This window comes from Ruegeria sp. AK4 (genome assembly GCF_056541025.1).
Map to the genome: position 1 here is coordinate 115,005 of NZ_JBQFXS010000004.1, position 15,755 is coordinate 130,759.

At 60.6% G+C, this 15,755-nt stretch carries 17 protein-coding genes; 7 read left to right on the forward strand and 10 right to left on the reverse strand.

Features of this window, described 5'->3' with window-relative positions; all coding sequences use genetic code 11:
* Positions 1–90 precede the first annotated feature (90 nt).
* From ACR0EZ_RS09590 to ACR0EZ_RS09600, 3 genes are read left to right on the forward strand one after another with little or no spacing between them, the layout of a single operon-like run.
* Positions 91–1,023, forward strand: a complete 933-nt coding sequence (locus tag ACR0EZ_RS09590; RefSeq protein ID WP_480612524.1) for a bifunctional riboflavin kinase/FAD synthetase — start codon at positions 91–93, stop codon at positions 1,021–1,023.
* On the forward strand, positions 1,020–1,493 hold the full coding sequence (locus tag ACR0EZ_RS09595) for a YcgN family cysteine cluster protein (RefSeq protein WP_480612525.1): 474 nt from the start codon (positions 1,020–1,022) through the stop codon (positions 1,491–1,493). The genes ACR0EZ_RS09590 and ACR0EZ_RS09595 overlap by 4 nt, the downstream gene beginning before the upstream one ends.
* A complete protein-coding gene (locus ACR0EZ_RS09600) occupies positions 1,493–2,527 on the forward strand; it encodes a threonine aldolase family protein (RefSeq protein WP_480612526.1) in 1,035 nt (344 codons plus the stop codon). Before ACR0EZ_RS09595 ends, ACR0EZ_RS09600 begins: the two co-directional genes overlap by 1 nt.
* Here the strand turns inward: ACR0EZ_RS09600 and ACR0EZ_RS09605 are convergent.
* Both ACR0EZ_RS09605 and ACR0EZ_RS09610 read right to left on the reverse strand, forming a co-directional pair.
* Positions 2,484–3,332 carry an alpha/beta fold hydrolase gene (locus tag ACR0EZ_RS09605; protein WP_480612527.1) on the reverse strand — a complete coding sequence of 283 codons (849 nt, stop codon included), beginning with the start codon at positions 3,330–3,332 and terminating at the stop codon, positions 2,484–2,486. The two genes, ACR0EZ_RS09600 and ACR0EZ_RS09605, sit on opposite strands and share 44 nt — an antisense overlap.
* Positions 3,329–3,931 carry a DsbA family protein gene (locus ACR0EZ_RS09610; protein ID WP_480612528.1) on the reverse strand — a complete coding sequence of 201 codons (603 nt, stop codon included), beginning with the start codon at positions 3,929–3,931 and terminating at the stop codon, positions 3,329–3,331. The genes ACR0EZ_RS09605 and ACR0EZ_RS09610 overlap by 4 nt, the downstream gene beginning before the upstream one ends.
* A gap of 108 nt (positions 3,932–4,039) precedes the next feature.
* Between ACR0EZ_RS09610 and ACR0EZ_RS09615 the strand changes: the two genes are divergently transcribed.
* Together ACR0EZ_RS09615 and rpiB are read left to right on the forward strand one after the other, a co-directional pair.
* The gene (locus tag ACR0EZ_RS09615; RefSeq protein WP_480612529.1) at positions 4,040–5,059 is read left to right on the forward strand and encodes a ribose-phosphate pyrophosphokinase; all 1,020 of its coding nucleotides are present in this window, start codon (positions 4,040–4,042) and stop codon (positions 5,057–5,059) included.
* A 62-nt stretch (positions 5,060–5,121) separates the two neighbouring features.
* A complete protein-coding gene (rpiB, locus tag ACR0EZ_RS09620) occupies positions 5,122–5,562 on the forward strand; it encodes a ribose 5-phosphate isomerase B (RefSeq protein ID WP_480612530.1) in 441 nt (146 codons plus the stop codon).
* A gap of 48 nt (positions 5,563–5,610) precedes the next feature.
* Here rpiB and ACR0EZ_RS09625 read toward each other — a convergent pair whose 3' ends face one another.
* The 8 genes from ACR0EZ_RS09625 to ACR0EZ_RS09660 form a co-directional block, all read right to left on the reverse strand.
* Entirely contained in the window at positions 5,611–5,982 is a 372-nt protein-coding gene (locus tag ACR0EZ_RS09625) for a hypothetical protein (protein WP_480612531.1), read from the reverse strand.
* A gap of 33 nt (positions 5,983–6,015) precedes the next feature.
* The gene (locus tag ACR0EZ_RS09630) at positions 6,016–6,366 is read right to left on the reverse strand and encodes an H-type lectin domain-containing protein (RefSeq protein ID WP_480612532.1); all 351 of its coding nucleotides are present in this window, start codon (positions 6,364–6,366) and stop codon (positions 6,016–6,018) included.
* Between the two features lie 117 nt (positions 6,367–6,483).
* Complete coding sequence (locus ACR0EZ_RS09635; protein ID WP_480612533.1) at positions 6,484–6,894, reverse strand: F0F1 ATP synthase subunit epsilon; 411 nt, start codon at positions 6,892–6,894, stop codon at positions 6,484–6,486.
* 12 nt (positions 6,895–6,906) lie between these two features.
* Positions 6,907–8,331 carry a F0F1 ATP synthase subunit beta gene (atpD, locus tag ACR0EZ_RS09640; protein ID WP_480612534.1) on the reverse strand — a complete coding sequence of 475 codons (1,425 nt, stop codon included), beginning with the start codon at positions 8,329–8,331 and terminating at the stop codon, positions 6,907–6,909.
* Positions 8,332–8,351: 20 nt separating this feature from the next.
* Positions 8,352–9,230: a F0F1 ATP synthase subunit gamma gene (locus tag ACR0EZ_RS09645; RefSeq protein ID WP_480612535.1), complete on the reverse strand. Its 879-nt coding sequence runs from the start codon at positions 9,228–9,230 to the stop codon at positions 8,352–8,354.
* 12 nt (positions 9,231–9,242) lie between these two features.
* A complete protein-coding gene (gene atpA, locus ACR0EZ_RS09650; protein ID WP_480612536.1) occupies positions 9,243–10,781 on the reverse strand; it encodes a F0F1 ATP synthase subunit alpha in 1,539 nt (512 codons plus the stop codon).
* Positions 10,782–11,342 (reverse strand): F0F1 ATP synthase subunit delta, encoded by a 561-nt coding sequence (locus tag ACR0EZ_RS09655; protein ID WP_480612537.1) that lies wholly within the window; start codon positions 11,340–11,342, stop codon positions 10,782–10,784.
* 312 nt (positions 11,343–11,654) lie between these two features.
* Positions 11,655–12,389: a methyltransferase domain-containing protein gene (locus ACR0EZ_RS09660; protein WP_480612538.1), complete on the reverse strand. Its 735-nt coding sequence runs from the start codon at positions 12,387–12,389 to the stop codon at positions 11,655–11,657.
* 61 nt (positions 12,390–12,450) lie between these two features.
* Here ACR0EZ_RS09660 and gloB point away from each other — a divergent pair, with 61 nt between their 5' ends.
* Positions 12,451–13,218 carry a hydroxyacylglutathione hydrolase gene (gloB, locus tag ACR0EZ_RS09665; RefSeq protein WP_480612539.1) on the forward strand — a complete coding sequence of 256 codons (768 nt, stop codon included), beginning with the start codon at positions 12,451–12,453 and terminating at the stop codon, positions 13,216–13,218.
* Between the two features lie 174 nt (positions 13,219–13,392).
* Entirely contained in the window at positions 13,393–15,717 is a 2,325-nt protein-coding gene (clpA, locus tag ACR0EZ_RS09670) for an ATP-dependent Clp protease ATP-binding subunit ClpA (protein WP_480612540.1), read from the forward strand.
* Positions 15,718–15,755: the final 38 nt, after the last annotated feature.

Sequence of the window (15,755 nt, forward strand, 5' to 3'; positions counted from 1 at the left end):
ATGGTAGGCGGGCGTGATACGGGCGTTAAGCCCTGAAATGAGCGTAATCAGGTGCTTGAACCCATCCCCCAGTCCCGCTAGGCAAGCTGCATGCAGATCATCCGGGATTTCCAGTTTGTCGACCCTGAGGACCGAGGCGCCAGCGTGGCCATCGGCAATTTTGACGGGGTCCATATCGGCCATCGCTCGGTCATCGAACTGGCCCGCAACGCTGCGCCGGATGCCCCCCTGGGCGTGCTGACGTTTGAGCCGCACCCGCGCGAGTACTTTGCGCCCGATGCGCCTCCGTTCCGGCTGATGCGGGGCAATGCGCGGGCGCACAGACTGCAAAAGCTGGGTGTGCAAAAGCTGTATGAACTGCCCTTTAACGCGGCGCTTGCGGGGCTGTCCCCCGAGGAATTCGCCCGCAACGTCCTCTGCGACGGGCTGGGTCTGTCACACGTGGTCGTGGGGGCCGATTTCTGCTTTGGCAAAGGTCGCAGCGGCACGGCGCAGGATATGGTCCGTTTTGGGGAAGACATGGGGTTCGGCGTGACAATTGCTCCGTTGATGGAAAAAACCGAAAGCGTTGTGTCTTCGACCGCGATCCGCACCGCGCTCAGCGAAGGCCGCCCCCGCGATGCGGCGGCGATGCTGGGCCACTGGCACCGGATCGAAGGCACGGTGATCGGGGGCGAACAGCGCGGGCGCGAACTGGGCTTTCCCACCGCCAACATGTCGATCGAGGGCCTGCACCCGCCGAAATTCGGCGTTTACGCGGTGCTGGTCGATGTGCTGGATGGCCCGCAAAAGGGCAGCTATCACGGCGCGGCCTCGGTCGGGGTCCGGCCCATGTTTCAGGGCGAATTACCCAATATCGAAACCTTCCTGTTTGATTTCTCGGGCGATCTGTACGGCGCAACTCTGTCCGTCGGTCTTGTCGAATTCCTGCGCCCTGAAATGACCTTCGACGGCTTGGACGCGCTGATCGCCCAGATGGATGCGGATTGCGAACAGGCGCGCGGCCTTCTGGCGGTGTTATGAGCACCGACCCCATTGACCGCACCGGCCTGACCCACAGGTTCTGGGAACGCAAACCGCTGCGCAAAATGAACCAGCAGGAATGGGAGGCGCTGTGCGATGGCTGCGGCAAATGCTGCCTGAACAAGCTGGAAGACGAGGATTCGGGCGAGGTTGCCCTGACCTGTGTCGCGTGCCGCCTGCTGGATGATGAAAGCTGCCGCTGCACCCAATACGACATCCGGCATCAATTCGTGCCCGAATGCATCGTGATGACGCCCGACAATATCGACAGTCACGCCTATTGGCTACCGCAGACCTGCGCCTATCGGCTGCTGTGGGAAGGCAAACCGCTTTACGACTGGCACCCGCTGCTGTCTGGTACGCCGGACAGCGTGCACCGCGCGGGCGTGTCCGTTCAGGGGCGCACGGTGTCCGAGTTCGAAACGCCCATGGAAGAATGGGAAGACTATATCATCGAGGAGCCCAGCTGATGTACTTCGCCTCTGACAATTCCGGCCCCGTTCATCCGCAGGTCATGGCAAAACTGGCCGAGGCCAATCAGGGCTATCAGATGGCCTATGGCGCGGACACATTGATGAACGAAGTGCGGGATCGCATCCGCAGTATCTTCGAGGCTCCGGGCGCTGCGGTCTATCTGGTGGCAACAGGTACGGCGGCGAATTCATTGGCTTTGGCGACCCTCTCGCAGCCCTGGGAAACGGTGTTCTGCTCGCCGGTTGCGCATATCCACGAAGACGAATGCAACGCGCCCGAGTTCTACACCGGCGCCAAGCTGACCCTTGTGCCGGGCGGTGACAAGATGACTGCCGAGGCCCTGCGCAAGACGATCCTGAAAGAAGAAACCCGCGGCGTGCACGGCCCGCAGCGGGGTCCGGTTTCGATCACGCAGGTGACCGAGCGGGGATCGGTCTATTCTCTGGAGGAAATGCAGGCGCTCTGTGCAGTGGCCAAAGAGTTCGGCCTGCCCGTGCATATGGATGGTGCGCGGTTTACCAACGCGCTGGTCGCGTTGAATTGCTCGCCCGCCGAGATGACGTGGAAATCGGGTGTGGATGCGGTCAGTTTCGGCGGCACCAAGAACGGGCTCATGGGGGTCGAGGCGGTTGTTTTCTTCGATGAAAGCAAGGCCTGGGAGTTTGAGCTGCGCCGCAAACGCGGGGCGCATCTGTTTTCCAAACACCGCTATCTGTCGGCGCAGATGGCGGCCTATCTGCAGGATGACCTGTGGCTGAAACTGGCGCGTCAGGCCAATGACAACTGCGCCCGTCTGGCGGACGGGCTGCGCGCCAAGGGGGCCTCGTTCCTGCATGAGCCTCAGGCCAATATGGTCTTTGCCTCGTTTCCACGCGCCAAGCACCGGCAATTGCACGAGGCTGGGGCGGTCTATCACCTGTGGGGCGATGAACTGGAGGGTGAAGACGAGGCCGAAAACCTCGCCTGCCGGCTGGTCTGCGACTGGTCTATCGAAGCGGATCAGATCGACCGGTTTCTGGCCCTGCTGTAGGAGTGTCGCGCCAGAACGCCTGAACCAGCGCGGCTGTTTGGCCGGGATGCGTGATCGGCAGCATATGCCCTGCCCCCTCTACGACGGCGCTGTTGGCTGAGGGCAACCGCGCCCTCAGACCCTCGCAAATCGCCGGGAGAACCGGATGCGTTTCGGTGCCCGCCAGCAGCAGGATCGGCATCGATGCGCGTTTCAGTCTGGCCGGGTCAAGCAACCGGGCGGCGTCGTCGAACAAAACACCGTCGACCGCAGGAACCACATCGATCCCCCGGATCATCGCCGCGCGGGAGCGTTCCGGCAGGTCCGGCCATTTCGGGCCAGAGGATGCCCCCCACATCCGGTTGAACAGCCGGGCGGCCAACGCGGTGTCTCCGACCGCAAAAGCATCGTCCACCGGCTGCGCGTCCCGTTCATGTCGGGCGAACAGGTCGGGCCTGTCCGTCCGGGCGACAGCAAAGAACACCGGCTCGATCAACACCGCGCTGCGCACCCGTTCGGGGCATTCAATGCACAGGCGCAGCGCGATCATCGCGCCGAAGGAATGGCCGATGATATCCATTGGCTCGGTCAGTTGATCCTTGGCCAAAGCTGTAACCGCATCGAAGTAATCGCTGTGCCCGTCCCAGTCCGGGCTGCGGCCATGCGACAGCATATCCGGCGCAATCAGCGTGGCATCGCTCAGCGCCTTTGACACACCCGACCACGCCCCGGAATGCGCCAGCGTACAGTGCAGGGCGAGCAGATGCCGCGCGCCCTCTCCGATCGTTCTGACGTAAACAGGCTGGGTCGCGGGTTCGGTCGTCACCCGTTCATCTCGGCCAGATGCCGGTCCAGATCAGCCAGCCTGTCCTGCCCCCAGAACCGCTGATCGTCCGGCGTGATGTAGAAGGGTGCACCGAACACGCCGCGTTCCACCGCCTCTTCCAGATTGGCGGCATAGGTCTCGGCCCCGACCAGCAAGCCGCTATCGGCAAGCGCCGGATCAAACCCCGCCTGCGACAGGCAATCGCGGATCACATCGTCCTGCGCCACGTCCTTTTCCTCGGCCCAGCAGGCGCGCAGGATCGAATGGCACAGCTTGCCGATATCCCCCGATCCATCCTTTGTCGCGGCAATGATCGCGTAAGAGGACGGGGCCGCATTGGTTGGCCAATGGGCGGGCTGCAGGTTGAATTCCATCCCCAAGGTGCGCGACTGGCGCAGCAGCTCCTGCGCGCGATATTCGATGCGCGAAATATGCCGGTCCTTGGGCGCAGTGCCACCGGTCCGCCCGAACAGGGCGATAATGTCCAGCGGCTTGTAGTTGATCGTGGCCCCATGCTTCGCCGCAATCTCTTCAAGGCGCGTGCCCGCCAGGTAGGTGTACGGCGAAATTGTCGCAAAATAGTAGTCAATCCGGGCCATATTCACTTTCTCCGCTGCGTTATCTTTGCGGAACGGTAAGGCCATGCTAAGCGGTGTCAACATCACGAATCTGTCACATTGCCATTGCTGCCCGGGGACCTTCAGCCGATGCCGACACTTCACGAACCCAAGCTTATCGCTGGGAACGCCAACCTTCCGCTTGCCGAAACCATCGCGCGCCGCATGAGCCTGCACCGCGGCGTCAATCAGGGTCTGGTCGATGCCCGCGTCGAACGCTTCAATGACGGCGAGATATTCGTCGAGGTCTTCGAGAACGTCCGTGGCGAGGATATGTTCATCATCCAGCCGACCTCGAACCCGGCCAATGACAACCTGATGGAATTGCTGATCATCGCCGACGCGCTGCGCCGGTCGTCAGCCCAGCGGATCACCGCAGTTATCCCTTATTTCGGCTATGCCCGTCAGGACCGCCGCACCAAGGCGCGCACGCCGATTTCGGCCAAGCTGGTCGCCAACATGCTGACCGGTGCCGGGATAGAGCGCATCCTGACCATGGACCTGCACGCGGCGCAGATTCAGGGGTTCTTCGACATGCCGGTCGACAACCTCTATGCCTCGCCGATCTTTGCGCTGGACGTCAAAGCGCAGTTCAAAGACCGGCTGGACGAGATCATGGTCGTCTCACCCGACGTCGGCGGCGTCGCCCGCGCGCGGGAACTGGCCAAGCGCATCGACGCCCCCCTGTCGATCGTGGACAAGCGCCGCGAAAAAGCGGGCGAAGTGGCCGAGATGACCGTCATCGGCGACGTCAAAGACAAGATCTGCCTGATCGTCGACGACATCTGCGACACGGCTGGCACGTTGTGCAAGGCCGCGCAGGTGCTGATGGATAACGGCGCGAAAGAGGTTCATTCCTATATCACCCACGGCGTCATGAGCGGCCCCGCAGTCGAGCGTGTGACCAATTCGGTGATGAAATCTCTGGTCCTGTCGGACACGATCCAGCCCACGCCCGAGGTCGCCAACGCAGCCAACATCCGAACCGTGCCGACCGCCCCGATTTTCACGCAGGCGATCCTGAATATCTGGAACGGCACCAGTGTGTCCTCGCTGTTCGAAGACCAGACGCTGACCCCGATCTACGAGTCCCTCTACCACATGGACTAAGGTCTGACCGGGGTGCTTTCCGCCCCAACACCGACCCTCCTGAACAACAAGACATTGCCCTCATGACTGCATCCAACCGCATCGTTCTCTCAAGTGATCACGCAGCCATCGCGTTGCGCCAGGCCGTCGCCACGCACATCGCCTCCAAAGGGTGGGAGGTCGTCGATATCGGCCCGACAACGCCTGAAAGCACACATTACCCCAAGCACGGCAAAGCCGCAGCGCAGGCCGTCGCCTCGGGCGAGTGTCAGTTGGGCATCATCCTGTGCGGCACCGGGCAAGGCATCATGATGGCGGCGAACAAAGTGCCCGGCATCCGCTGCGGTGTCTGCTCAGACGCCTTTTCCGCCCGCATGATCCGCCAGCACAACGACGCCAACATGCTGTCCATCGGCGCGCGGGTCGTCGGCGAAGGACAGGCGCTGGACATCGTGGACGCGTTTCTGGGCACCGAGTTTGAAGGCGGCCGCCACGCGACGCGGGTGGATATGATTGAAGGGTGAGGTGGGTAAAATCAGCCGCCGCCCCATCAGTTAAAAAGTGGCGGCACTCTACACACAAATTGCGCCGACATCCGCTGTTAAACTCGTTACAACTGCAGCCTCAGAGTCCCAGCGAATGTCCCAGATATAGGTGCACGCAAACTCCGGTTTGCTGAACCGAGCATTTCGAACCACAGCAGACACTCCGAACCCTTGCTGTGAAAGAAAGTTCATCAACTCTTGCTCGTTGACCGGCAAGATGAATTTATCATTCAAGCGGGTTTGCAACTGCTCTCGTGCCTCTTCAAAGTTGGCTGGCAGCCCTTGTAGCAGAGCTGGGACAGGTGCATCTTTTCTGCCTGAAAAATTGGAATACACAATGACCAGCGCCAACGCGGCAAGCCCCCAAACCCAAATTCTTCGCTTTGTAATAAATCTCATTTCCAGTTGCCACTTCCCATATGGGCTTTTTTCTTACGAAATATCCCAGTCATCCGCATGCGCCACCTCTCCGATCGCCATCCATGACACCCGTATCCGGGCGATGCGGGTATCGGACCAGGTTCGGAACACGGCGTTAAAGCCGTCTGCCGTGATATCTTCGGCCTGAACCTCGGCACGCAGGGCCGAGGATGTGTCCACATCCCATAGCGACACGCCGATCTGGACCACGGGGCGCGAGCGGAACGCCTCGGAGAAGCGGATCGCGGTGCGGCGTTCCCGGGGGCCGTCTCCGGTCCACATGTCGCCGCCTTCGGCGAATTCGGAAAACAGCACCTCTTCGCCCTGATCGATGCCGATGGGATGGGTCTGAAATTTCTTCATTAGTGTCATCATTATCATTGAATTCCCGGAAGTTACCGCGATCCCCCGGCAAAAGCACGACAAAAAAACGGCCCCGCAATTGCGAGGCCGTCTGAATTTTCAAATGCTATGAAACCCTTACAGGCTCATATGCGTTCCAAGCGCTTCCATGTCGGCCAGCAGTTTGGCTGCATCGTCGACGATGGTCTGATCGTCACCGGCCTTGGCGGCCTCGTGCGAGGCACGGGCTTCGGCGATCAGGTCGTCCAGATGCGACCGGGTCACCTCGGCCACCGGAATGGCCTTTTCGGCCAGAACCGACAGGCCGTCGCCGTTGATCTGGGCAAACCCGCCGGTGACCAGGTATTCGCTGGACCCTTCGGGTGCCTCGACCTTGAGCAGACCGGGGCGCAGCGTGGTGATGGTGGGGGCATGATCGGGCATCGCCGTCATGTCCCCATCCGCGCCGGGAATCTGGACCGCGGTGGCCTCAAGCGAAGCAAGGCTCCGCTCGGGGCTGACGAGGTCGAATTGCATCGTGTTTGCCATCAGAGATACTCCTTAGGCGGCTTCTGCGGCCATCTTTTCCGCTTTGGCGATCACTTCTTCGATGCCGCCGACCATCAGGAAGGCCGCTTCGGGCAGGTGATCGTATTCGCCAGCCACAACGGCCTTGAACGACGAGATGGTGACATCCAGCGGAACCTGAACGCCGGGCGAGCCGGTGAAAACCTCGGCCACGTCGAACGGCTGTGACAGGAAGCGTTCGATCTTACGGGCACGGGCCACGGTCAGCTTGTCCTCTTCCGACAGTTCGTCCATGCCGAGGATGGCGATGATGTCCTGCAGCGACTTGTAGCGCTGAAGGATCTGCTGAACGTCGGTCGCAACCTTGTAGTGCTCCTCGCCGACGATGGCCGGGTCGAGCAGACGCGAGGTCGAGTCGAGCGGGTCAACGGCGGGGTAGATACCCTTTTCCGAGATCGCACGGTTCAGAACGGTGGTCGCATCAAGGTGCGCAAACGAGGTCGCAGGCGCAGGGTCGGTCAGGTCGTCCGCAGGAACATAAATGGCCTGCACCGAGGTGATCGAGCCCGACTTGGTCGAGGTGATGCGTTCCTGCAGCGCGCCCATGTCGGTGGCCAGCGTCGGCTGGTAGCCCACCGCCGAAGGAATACGACCCAGCAGAGCCGAAACCTCGGAACCCGCCTGAGTGAAGCGGAAGATGTTGTCGACGAAGAACAGAACGTCGGTCCCGGACTGGTCGCGGAACTGCTCGGCCAGGGTCAGACCGGTCAGAGCAACACGTGCACGCGCACCCGGAGGTTCGTTCATCTGACCGTAAACCAGGGCAACCTGCGATTCCGACAGATTGTCCGGCTTGATCACGTTCGATTCGATCATCTCGTGATACAGGTCATTCCCTTCACGGGTCCGTTCACCAACACCCGCGAACACCGAGAAGCCCGAGTGCACTTTTGCGATGTTGTTGATCAGTTCCATGATCAGAACGGTTTTGCCCACGCCGGCGCCGCCGAAGAGGCCAATTTTACCGCCTTTGGCGTAGGGGGCGAGCAGGTCAACAACCTTGATGCCGGTGACCAGAACTTCCGACTCGGTCGACTGTTCGTCGAAGGTCGGTGCAGGCTGGTGGATCGCGCGGGCTTCGGTTGCTTCAACCGGGCCTTTTTCGTCGATCGGTTCGCCCACAACGTTCAGGATGCGGCCCAGGGTGGCGTTGCCAACCGGAACCGAGATCGGTGCGCCGGTGTCGGTGACCGCTTCGCCACGGACCAGACCTTCGGTCGCGTCCATCGCGATGGTGCGGACAGTGTTTTCACCCAGGTGCTGAGCAACTTCCAACACCAGGCGCTTGCCGTTGTTGGTGGTTTCCAGCGCGTTCAGAATTTCAGGCAGCTGATCTTCGAAGTGCACGTCTACGACGGCCCCGATGATCTGTGTGACTTTGCCTTTTGCATTCGCCATGTTTCGTCTCCGGTATGTCTCTACAGCGCTTCGGCGCCGGAAATAATTTCAATCAGCTCGTTGGTGATCACGGCCTGACGCGAGCGGTTGAACTGGATCGTCAGCTTGTCGATCATCTCACCCGCGTTGCGTGTCGCGTTGTCCATCGCGGACATCCGTGCACCCTGTTCAGACGCTCCGTTTTCGAGCAGAGCCGAGAAGATCGCGGTCGCAACCCCCTTGGGCAGCAGGTCGGCCAGAATGGCCTCTTCGCTGGGCTCATAGTCGAACACGGCACCGCTGTCGTCACCTGCCGCTTCGTCCTCGAACGAGGCGGGGATGACCTGCTGTGCCGTCGGGATCTGGGTCACAACGTTGACGAACTTCGAGTAGAAGATCGTGGCAACGTCGAACTCACCCCCGTCGAAGCGGGACAGGACGTCCTTGGCGATGTCCTGCGCGTTGGTGTAGCCAATGCGCTTGACCTCGCTCAGGTCGATATGGCCAACGAACAGATCGCCAAAATCACGCTTGAGCGCGTCGCGGCCTTTCTTGCCGACGGTCAGAACCTTGACCGTCTTGCCCTTGCCGCGCAGCTCGTCCGCCTTGGCGCGGGCCAGCTTGGCGATATTCGCGTTGAATCCGCCACACAGGCCGCGTTCAGCTGTCATCACAACCAGCAGATGGACATCATCGCTGCCCGTACCCCGGAGCAGCTTGGGGGCGCTGTCGCTGCCCCCGACCGACGCTGCCAGCCCCGCCATGACGGCATTGAACCGTTCGGCATAGGGGCGCGAGGCTTCGGCAGATTCCTGGGCGCGGCGCAGTTTTGCAGCCGCGACCATCTGCATGGCCTTGGTGATCTTGCGGGTCGATTTGACCGACTCGATCCTGTTTTTAAGGTCCTTCAGACTAGGCATCGGAACCCCCTATCAAGCGAAGGTCGCGGCGTATTCGTCGATCGCAGCCTTGATCTTGTCGGACGCTTCACCTTTGATCTTGGGATCTTCGTCGGTGATCCAGGTCAGCAGGTCAGCATGCTTGCCGCGCAGGTGCGCCAGCAGACCGGCCTCGTAACGGCCAACATCCGACACGTCGATCTTGTCGAGGTAACCGTTGGTGCCCGCGAAGATGACGCAGACGATTTCCGCGTTGGTCAGCGGCGAATACTGCGGCTGTTTCATCAGCTCGGTCAGGCGCGCACCACGGTTCAGCAGCTGCTGGGTCGCGGCGTCGAGGTCGGAACCGAACTGCGCAAAGGCCGCCATTTCGCGGTACTGCGCCAGTTCCAGTTTCACCGGACCGGCGACCGACTTCATCGCGTTGGTCTGAGCCGACGAGCCCACACGCGATACCGACAGACCGGTGTTCACAGCGGGACGGATGCCCTGATAGAACAGTTCGGTTTCCAGGAAGATCTGACCGTCGGTGATCGAGATCACGTTGGTCGGAATAAACGCCGAAACGTCACCACCCTGAGTTTCGATGACCGGCAGAGCAGTCAGCGAGCCTGCACCGAAATCTTCGTTCAGCTTCGCCGAACGTTCCAGCAGACGCGAGTGGAGGTAGAAAACGTCACCCGGATAGGCTTCACGGCCCGGCGGACGGCGCAGCAGCAGGGACATCTGACGATACGAAACAGCCTGCTTCGACAAGTCATCATAGATGATCAGCGCGTGGCGGCCGTTATCGCGGAAGAATTCCGCCATCGCGGTCGCGGCGTAAGGCGCCAGGAACTGCATCGGTGCCGGGTCGGACGCGGTTGCAGCGACAACGATCGAGTAATCAATCGCACCGGATTCTTCCAGCTTCTTCACCAGCTGCGCAACGGTCGAACGCTTCTGACCAACGGCCACGTAGACGCAGTACAGTTTCTTCGACTCGTCGTCGCCTGCGGCGTCGTTATAGACTTTCTGGTTCAAGATGGTGTCCAGCGCCACGGCGGTTTTACCGGTCTGGCGGTCACCAATGATCAGTTCCCGCTGGCCACGGCCGATCGGGATCATCGCGTCAACCGATTTCAGGCCGGTTGCCATCGGCTCGTGCACCGATTTACGCGGGATGATGCCCGGGGCCTTTACGTCTGCAACGCCACGCTTCGAGGCATTGATCGGGCCCTTGCCGTCCAGCGGGTTGCCCAGACCGTCAACAACGCGGCCCAGCAGTTCGTCACCGATCGGAACGTCCACGATCGAGTTGGTGCGCTTGACAGTGTCACCTTCTTTGATGTCACGGTCGGAGCCGAAGATAACGACACCCACGTTGTCGCTTTCCAGGTTCAGCGCCATACCCATGATGCCGCCGGGGAATTCGACCATCTCACCCGCCTGCACGTTGTCCAGGCCGTATACACGGGCAATCCCGTCACCGACGCTCAGCACGCGGCCGATCTCGGCCACTTCGGCTTCCTGACCAAAATTCTTGATCTGGTCCTTCAGGATTGCAGAAATCTCTGCAGCTTGGATTCCCATTTATCCGACCTCTTTCATTGCATTCTGTAGGGAGTTCAGCTTCGAACGGATCGAGCTATCGATCATCTTCGAGCCCACTTTAACGACAAGACCGCCGATGAGGCTTTCATCAACGGTCGCATTGATTGTCACGGTCTTGCCCACACGCTCGGACAGCGTTTTGGACAGTTTTTCCAGTTGTGTCTTTGTAAGCGCCTTGGCCGAGGCGACATCGGCGGTCACTTCTCCGCGCTCGTCGGCCAGCATGTCGCGCAGAACCTGCACCAGTTGCGGCACCACAAACAGGCGGCGTTTCTGCGCCATCAGACCCAGCGTGTTGCCGAGGATGGTGTTCAGACCCATTTTCGAAGCAATCGCGGTAATCGCGCTTTCCTGTTCGGCACGCGAAACCAGCGGGGATGCGATCAGGTCGCGCAGTTCGGCGCTTTCGCCCAGTGCTGCTGCCAGATCATTGATGCCGGATTCCAGACCTGCAAGGTCATTATTCTCTTTCGCGATCTCAAAGATCGCCGTGGCATAGCGTTCCGCAATGCCTGTGGAAATCGAAGCTGGTTCGGACACGTCCACCCTTCCGATATTTGAGGCCCCGATTTTGGGTAGCGGCCGCTACCTTGGGGCGTGAGGAAACCCCGTCCATGAAGGGCGGGGATCAAAATCACCGGGGATGTAGCAGAGCCGAACTCAGCTAGCAATATATTATCACGGGGGGGACGTTATCCACAAAGTGTATGAATACAATGACTTAGCGTGGGTGCGACCCTTTTATCCGGCTGGCGGTCGCGAAAAATGTTACCAAAGTGTAGGTTTTTGCGATTCCTGTGACCATTTTCTCGCATTTTTTCCGCCGAAGGTGGGGTAAATGCGCTCCTGGCCTCACGCTGGTTTCAGCAGGCCATCCAGCGCCTTGATCGGGCGGCGCTCGGCATCTTTTGTGACGCTTCCGCTCGGTGGCCGGATATGTTTGCTGACCTCGACCATCAGCACGCCACCGGCCATGATCGTCGGCAGCCGCTGCCCGGTTTTCTCGATCAGGCCGCCGGATTTCAGCCAGAAGCGGCGGAAGGACGGCGGCAGGTACAGAGCAGAACAATGGGTTTCCGGCAGGAAATGATGTGCCCGAAGCTGGTTTTCCAACTGAGACGCGGAATATGGGCGTCCGTACCCGAACGGCGTCCGGTCTGTCCGTGACCACAGGCCCGCACGGTTCGGCACCACAAACAGCGCCCTGCCCCCCGGCCCCAGCACCCGCCAGCATTCGTCCAGCAACTGGCTGGGCCGTTCCGAGGTTTCCAGACCGTGCATGACCACCAGCTTGTCCACGTGGCCGGTTTCAATGGGCCAAAGCGTCTCTTCCGTCAGGACGGACACGTTCGGCATCCCTGCGGGCCAAGGCATCACGCCCTGCGGCCCGGGCATCAGCCCGATCACCCTCCGCGCATCGGCCAGATAGGGCCGCAGCAACGGCACCGCAAAACCGAACCCCGCAACGGTCTGGCCCTTGGCCTCGGGCCACAGCTTGGTCAGCCGCCCCCGGATCGCCGCCTGCGCCGCACGGCCCAGTGTGCTGCGGTAGTAAAAATTCCTCAGATCCTGCACATCAAGATGCATTGCGGACACCCGGTCAATCGGCTTAGCTGGGCGCAGTCTAGCAACGAAAGGGCAAAAGGCCATGCCTCTTGAGATCGTCACTATCCCCTGTCTCAGCGATAATTATGCCTTTCTGGCGCATGATGCCGGCAGCGGCGACACCGCTCTGATCGACGCGCCCGAGGCCGGGCCGATCCTGTCAGAGCTGGACAAGCGCGGCTGGAAGTTAAGCCACATTCTGCTGACCCACCACCATTTCGACCATATCGACGGCGTGCCCGCGATTCTGGACCGGCACCCGGCCACCGTGATCGGTGCCGCAGCCGACGCGCACCGCCTACCGCCGCTGGATCAGCAGGTGAAAGACGGCGAAACATTCGAAATCGGGGGCGAGCCGGTTCAGGTGCTGGACGTGTCGGGCCATACAATCGGTCACGTGGCCTATTACATGCCGCAAAGCGCAGCGGTTTTCACCGCCGACAGCCTGATGGCCTTGGGCTGCGGTCGCCTGTTCGAAGGCACCGCGCCACAAATGTGGGCCTCTCTCAGCAAACTTGCCGCCCTGCCGGACGAAACAATCGTGTATTCTGGCCACGAATACACACAATCCAACGCCAAATTCGCCATCACCGTCGATCCCGACAACGCTGCGCTGCAGAAACGCAGTGACGATATCGACCGCGCCCGGGCCGCCGGACAGCCCACGGTTCCGTCCTCTCTGGCGCTGGAAAAGGCCACGAACCCGTTTTTGCGCGCCAAAGACACGGCGATTCAGGCGCATTTGGGGATGGAAAATGCTGACCCAGCGTCAGTTTTTGCAGAAATTCGCGCTCGAAAAGACCGGTTTTAATGCTTAAATGCCCCTCTTCACGGTCACGGTCACAGGAAATTAGACTGTCAAGAGGAAGAAAACCCTTGAAGCCGCGCCACGATCAACCAAACTCTAATAGTATGAGGACATGGTTGGGATGGGGTTCCGGCCAAAAACCCACCCCCTTCTGACCCAAGACAGAGGAGCACCAGCGTGCCTTCATTCTCGAGCACATTGGAACAAGCCATCCACGCGGCCCTGGCGGCTGCGAATGAACGGCGACATGAGTTTGCTACGCTAGAGCATCTGCTGCTGGCGCTGCTGGAGGAACCCGACGCGATCCGGGTCATGAAAGCCTGCAGTGTCGATCTGGACGAATTGCGCAGCACTTTGGTCGAATTCATCGACGAAGACCTGTCAAATCTGGTCACCGATATCGACGGGTCCGAAGCGGTGCCGACAGCCGCCTTCCAGCGGGTCATTCAGCGCGCCGCGATCCACGTGCAAAGCTCGGGCCGGACCGAAGTGACCGGGGCCAACGTACTGGTCGCCATTTTTGCCGAACGCGAAAGCAACGCCGCCTATTTCCTGCAGGAACAGGACATGACCCGCTACGACGCGGTGAACTTTATCGCCCATGGCGTGGCCAAGGACCCGGCTTATGGCGAAAACCGCTCAGTCTCGGGTGCTGATCAGGTTGAAGAAGAGGTTCAGGCAAGTGCGGGCGAAGGCGAGCAAAAGGAAAGCGCGCTTGGGAAATACTGCATTGATCTGAACGCAAAATCCCGTGCGGGCGAAGTTGACCCGCTGATCGGCCGCGCCGATGAGGTTGAGCGTTGCATTCAGGTTCTCTGCCGCCGCCGCAAGAACAACCCGCTGCTGGTGGGCGATCCGGGCGTGGGCAAAACCGCCATCGCCGAAGGTCTGGCGCATAAGATCGTGGCTGGTGAGGCCCCGGATGTGCTGGCCAATACCACGATTTACTCGCTGGATATGGGCGCGCTGCTGGCCGGAACCCGCTATCGCGGCGATTTCGAGGAACGTCTGAAAGCCGTCGTGACCGAGTTGGAGGATCACCCCGACGCAGTGCTGTTCATCGACGAGATTCACACCGTGATCGGCGCGGGCGCAACCTCGGGCGGGGCGATGGATGCGTCGAACCTGCTGAAACCCGCCTTGCAGGGCGGCAAGCTGCGCACAATGGGATCGACCACGTACAAGGAATTCCGCCAGCATTTCGAAAAAGACCGCGCGCTGAGCCGCCGGTTCCAGAAGATCGACGTGAACGAGCCCTCGGTCGAGGACAGCGTGAAAATCCTGCGCGGCCTCAAGCCATATTTCGAAGAGCATCATGAGATCAAATATACCGCCGACGCGATCAAAACGGCGGTGGAACTGTCGGCCCGCTATATCAACGACCGCAAGCTGCCTGACAAGGCCATAGACGTGATCGATGAGGCCGGCGCGGCCCAGCATCTGGTCGCGGAAAGCAAACGCCGCAAGACCATCGGCGTGAAAGAGATTGAGGCCGTCGTCGCCAAGATCGCCCGCATTCCGCCCAAGAACGTCACCAAGGACGATGCTGAGGTTCTGAAAGACCTTGAAGCCTCGCTGAAACGGGTGGTGTTCGGTCAGGACCTGGCGATCGAGGCCTTGTCCAGCGCAATCAAACTGGCGCGGGCCGGTCTGCGTGAGCCTGAAAAGCCCATCGGCAACTACCTGTTCGCCGGTCCGACCGGTGTGGGCAAGACCGAGGTGGCGAAGCAACTGGCGGATACGCTGGGTGTGGAGCTGCTGCGCTTCGACATGTCGGAATACATGGAGAAACACGCTGTGTCCCGTCTGATCGGCGCACCTCCGGGCTATGTCGGGTTCGATCAGGGCGGCCTGCTGACCGATGGCGTCGACCAGCATCCGCATTGCGTGCTGCTGCTGGACGAGATCGAAAAAGCGCATCCGGACGTGTTCAACATCCTGCTGCAGGTGATGGACCACGGCGAGTTGACCGATCACAATGGTCGCACGGTGAACTTCCGAAACGTGGTGCTGATCATGACCTCGAACGCAGGCGCGCAGGAACAGGCCAAGGCCGCCATCGGCTTCGGCCGTGACCGTCGCGAGGGCGAGGATACCGCTGCGATTGAACGCATGTTCACGCCGGAATTCCGCAACCGTCTGGACGCCGTGATCTCCTTTGCGCCGCTGCCGAAAGAGGTCATCCTGCAAGTGGTCGAAAAGTTCGTTCTGCAGCTTGAGGCGCAACTGCTGGATCGCGGTGTGACCATCGATCTGACCCCGAAAGCCGCCGAATGGCTGGCAGACAAGGGCTATGACGACAAGATGGGTGCCCGTCCGCTGGGCCGCGTCATACAAGAGCACATCAAGAAGCCGCTGGCCGAGGAGTTGCTGTTCGGCAAGCTGGCCAAAGGCGGTGTGGTGCGCGTTTCGGTCAAGAAGGGCGAGTTGAACCTGGAAATTCTTGGGCCGGATCAACGGCGCATTCCGGGTGACAAGCCTCCGCTTCTGACTGCGGACTAGGTGTATCACCGAACTGATATCGAAAGCCCGCTGTAACC

What these genes read in the sequence shown, in the direction of transcription:
- atpA (WP_480612536.1), bottom strand. Translation starts at nt 10,781, where the DNA reads ATGGGAATCCAAGCTGCAGAGATTTCTGCAATCCTGAAGGACCAGATC.
- gloB (WP_480612539.1), top strand. Translation starts at nt 12,451, where the DNA reads ATGCCTCTTGAGATCGTCACTATCCCCTGTCTCAGCGATAATTATGCC.
- ACR0EZ_RS09615 (WP_480612529.1), top strand. Translation starts at nt 4,040, where the DNA reads ATGCCGACACTTCACGAACCCAAGCTTATCGCTGGGAACGCCAACCTT.
- ACR0EZ_RS09595 (WP_480612525.1), top strand. Translation starts at nt 1,020, where the DNA reads ATGAGCACCGACCCCATTGACCGCACCGGCCTGACCCACAGGTTCTGG.
- ACR0EZ_RS09600 (WP_480612526.1), top strand. Translation starts at nt 1,493, where the DNA reads ATGTACTTCGCCTCTGACAATTCCGGCCCCGTTCATCCGCAGGTCATG.
- ACR0EZ_RS09660 (WP_480612538.1), bottom strand. Translation starts at nt 12,389, where the DNA reads ATGCATCTTGATGTGCAGGATCTGAGGAATTTTTACTACCGCAGCACA.
- ACR0EZ_RS09635 (WP_480612533.1), bottom strand. Translation starts at nt 6,894, where the DNA reads ATGGCAAACACGATGCAATTCGACCTCGTCAGCCCCGAGCGGAGCCTT.
- rpiB (WP_480612530.1), top strand. Translation starts at nt 5,122, where the DNA reads ATGACTGCATCCAACCGCATCGTTCTCTCAAGTGATCACGCAGCCATC.
- ACR0EZ_RS09630 (WP_480612532.1), bottom strand. Translation starts at nt 6,366, where the DNA reads ATGAAGAAATTTCAGACCCATCCCATCGGCATCGATCAGGGCGAAGAG.
- ACR0EZ_RS09645 (WP_480612535.1), bottom strand. Translation starts at nt 9,230, where the DNA reads ATGCCTAGTCTGAAGGACCTTAAAAACAGGATCGAGTCGGTCAAATCG.
- atpD (WP_480612534.1), bottom strand. Translation starts at nt 8,331, where the DNA reads ATGGCGAATGCAAAAGGCAAAGTCACACAGATCATCGGGGCCGTCGTA.
- ACR0EZ_RS09625 (WP_480612531.1), bottom strand. Translation starts at nt 5,982, where the DNA reads ATGAGATTTATTACAAAGCGAAGAATTTGGGTTTGGGGGCTTGCCGCG.
- ACR0EZ_RS09590 (WP_480612524.1), top strand. Translation starts at nt 91, where the DNA reads ATGCAGATCATCCGGGATTTCCAGTTTGTCGACCCTGAGGACCGAGGC.
- ACR0EZ_RS09610 (WP_480612528.1), bottom strand. Translation starts at nt 3,931, where the DNA reads ATGGCCCGGATTGACTACTATTTTGCGACAATTTCGCCGTACACCTAC.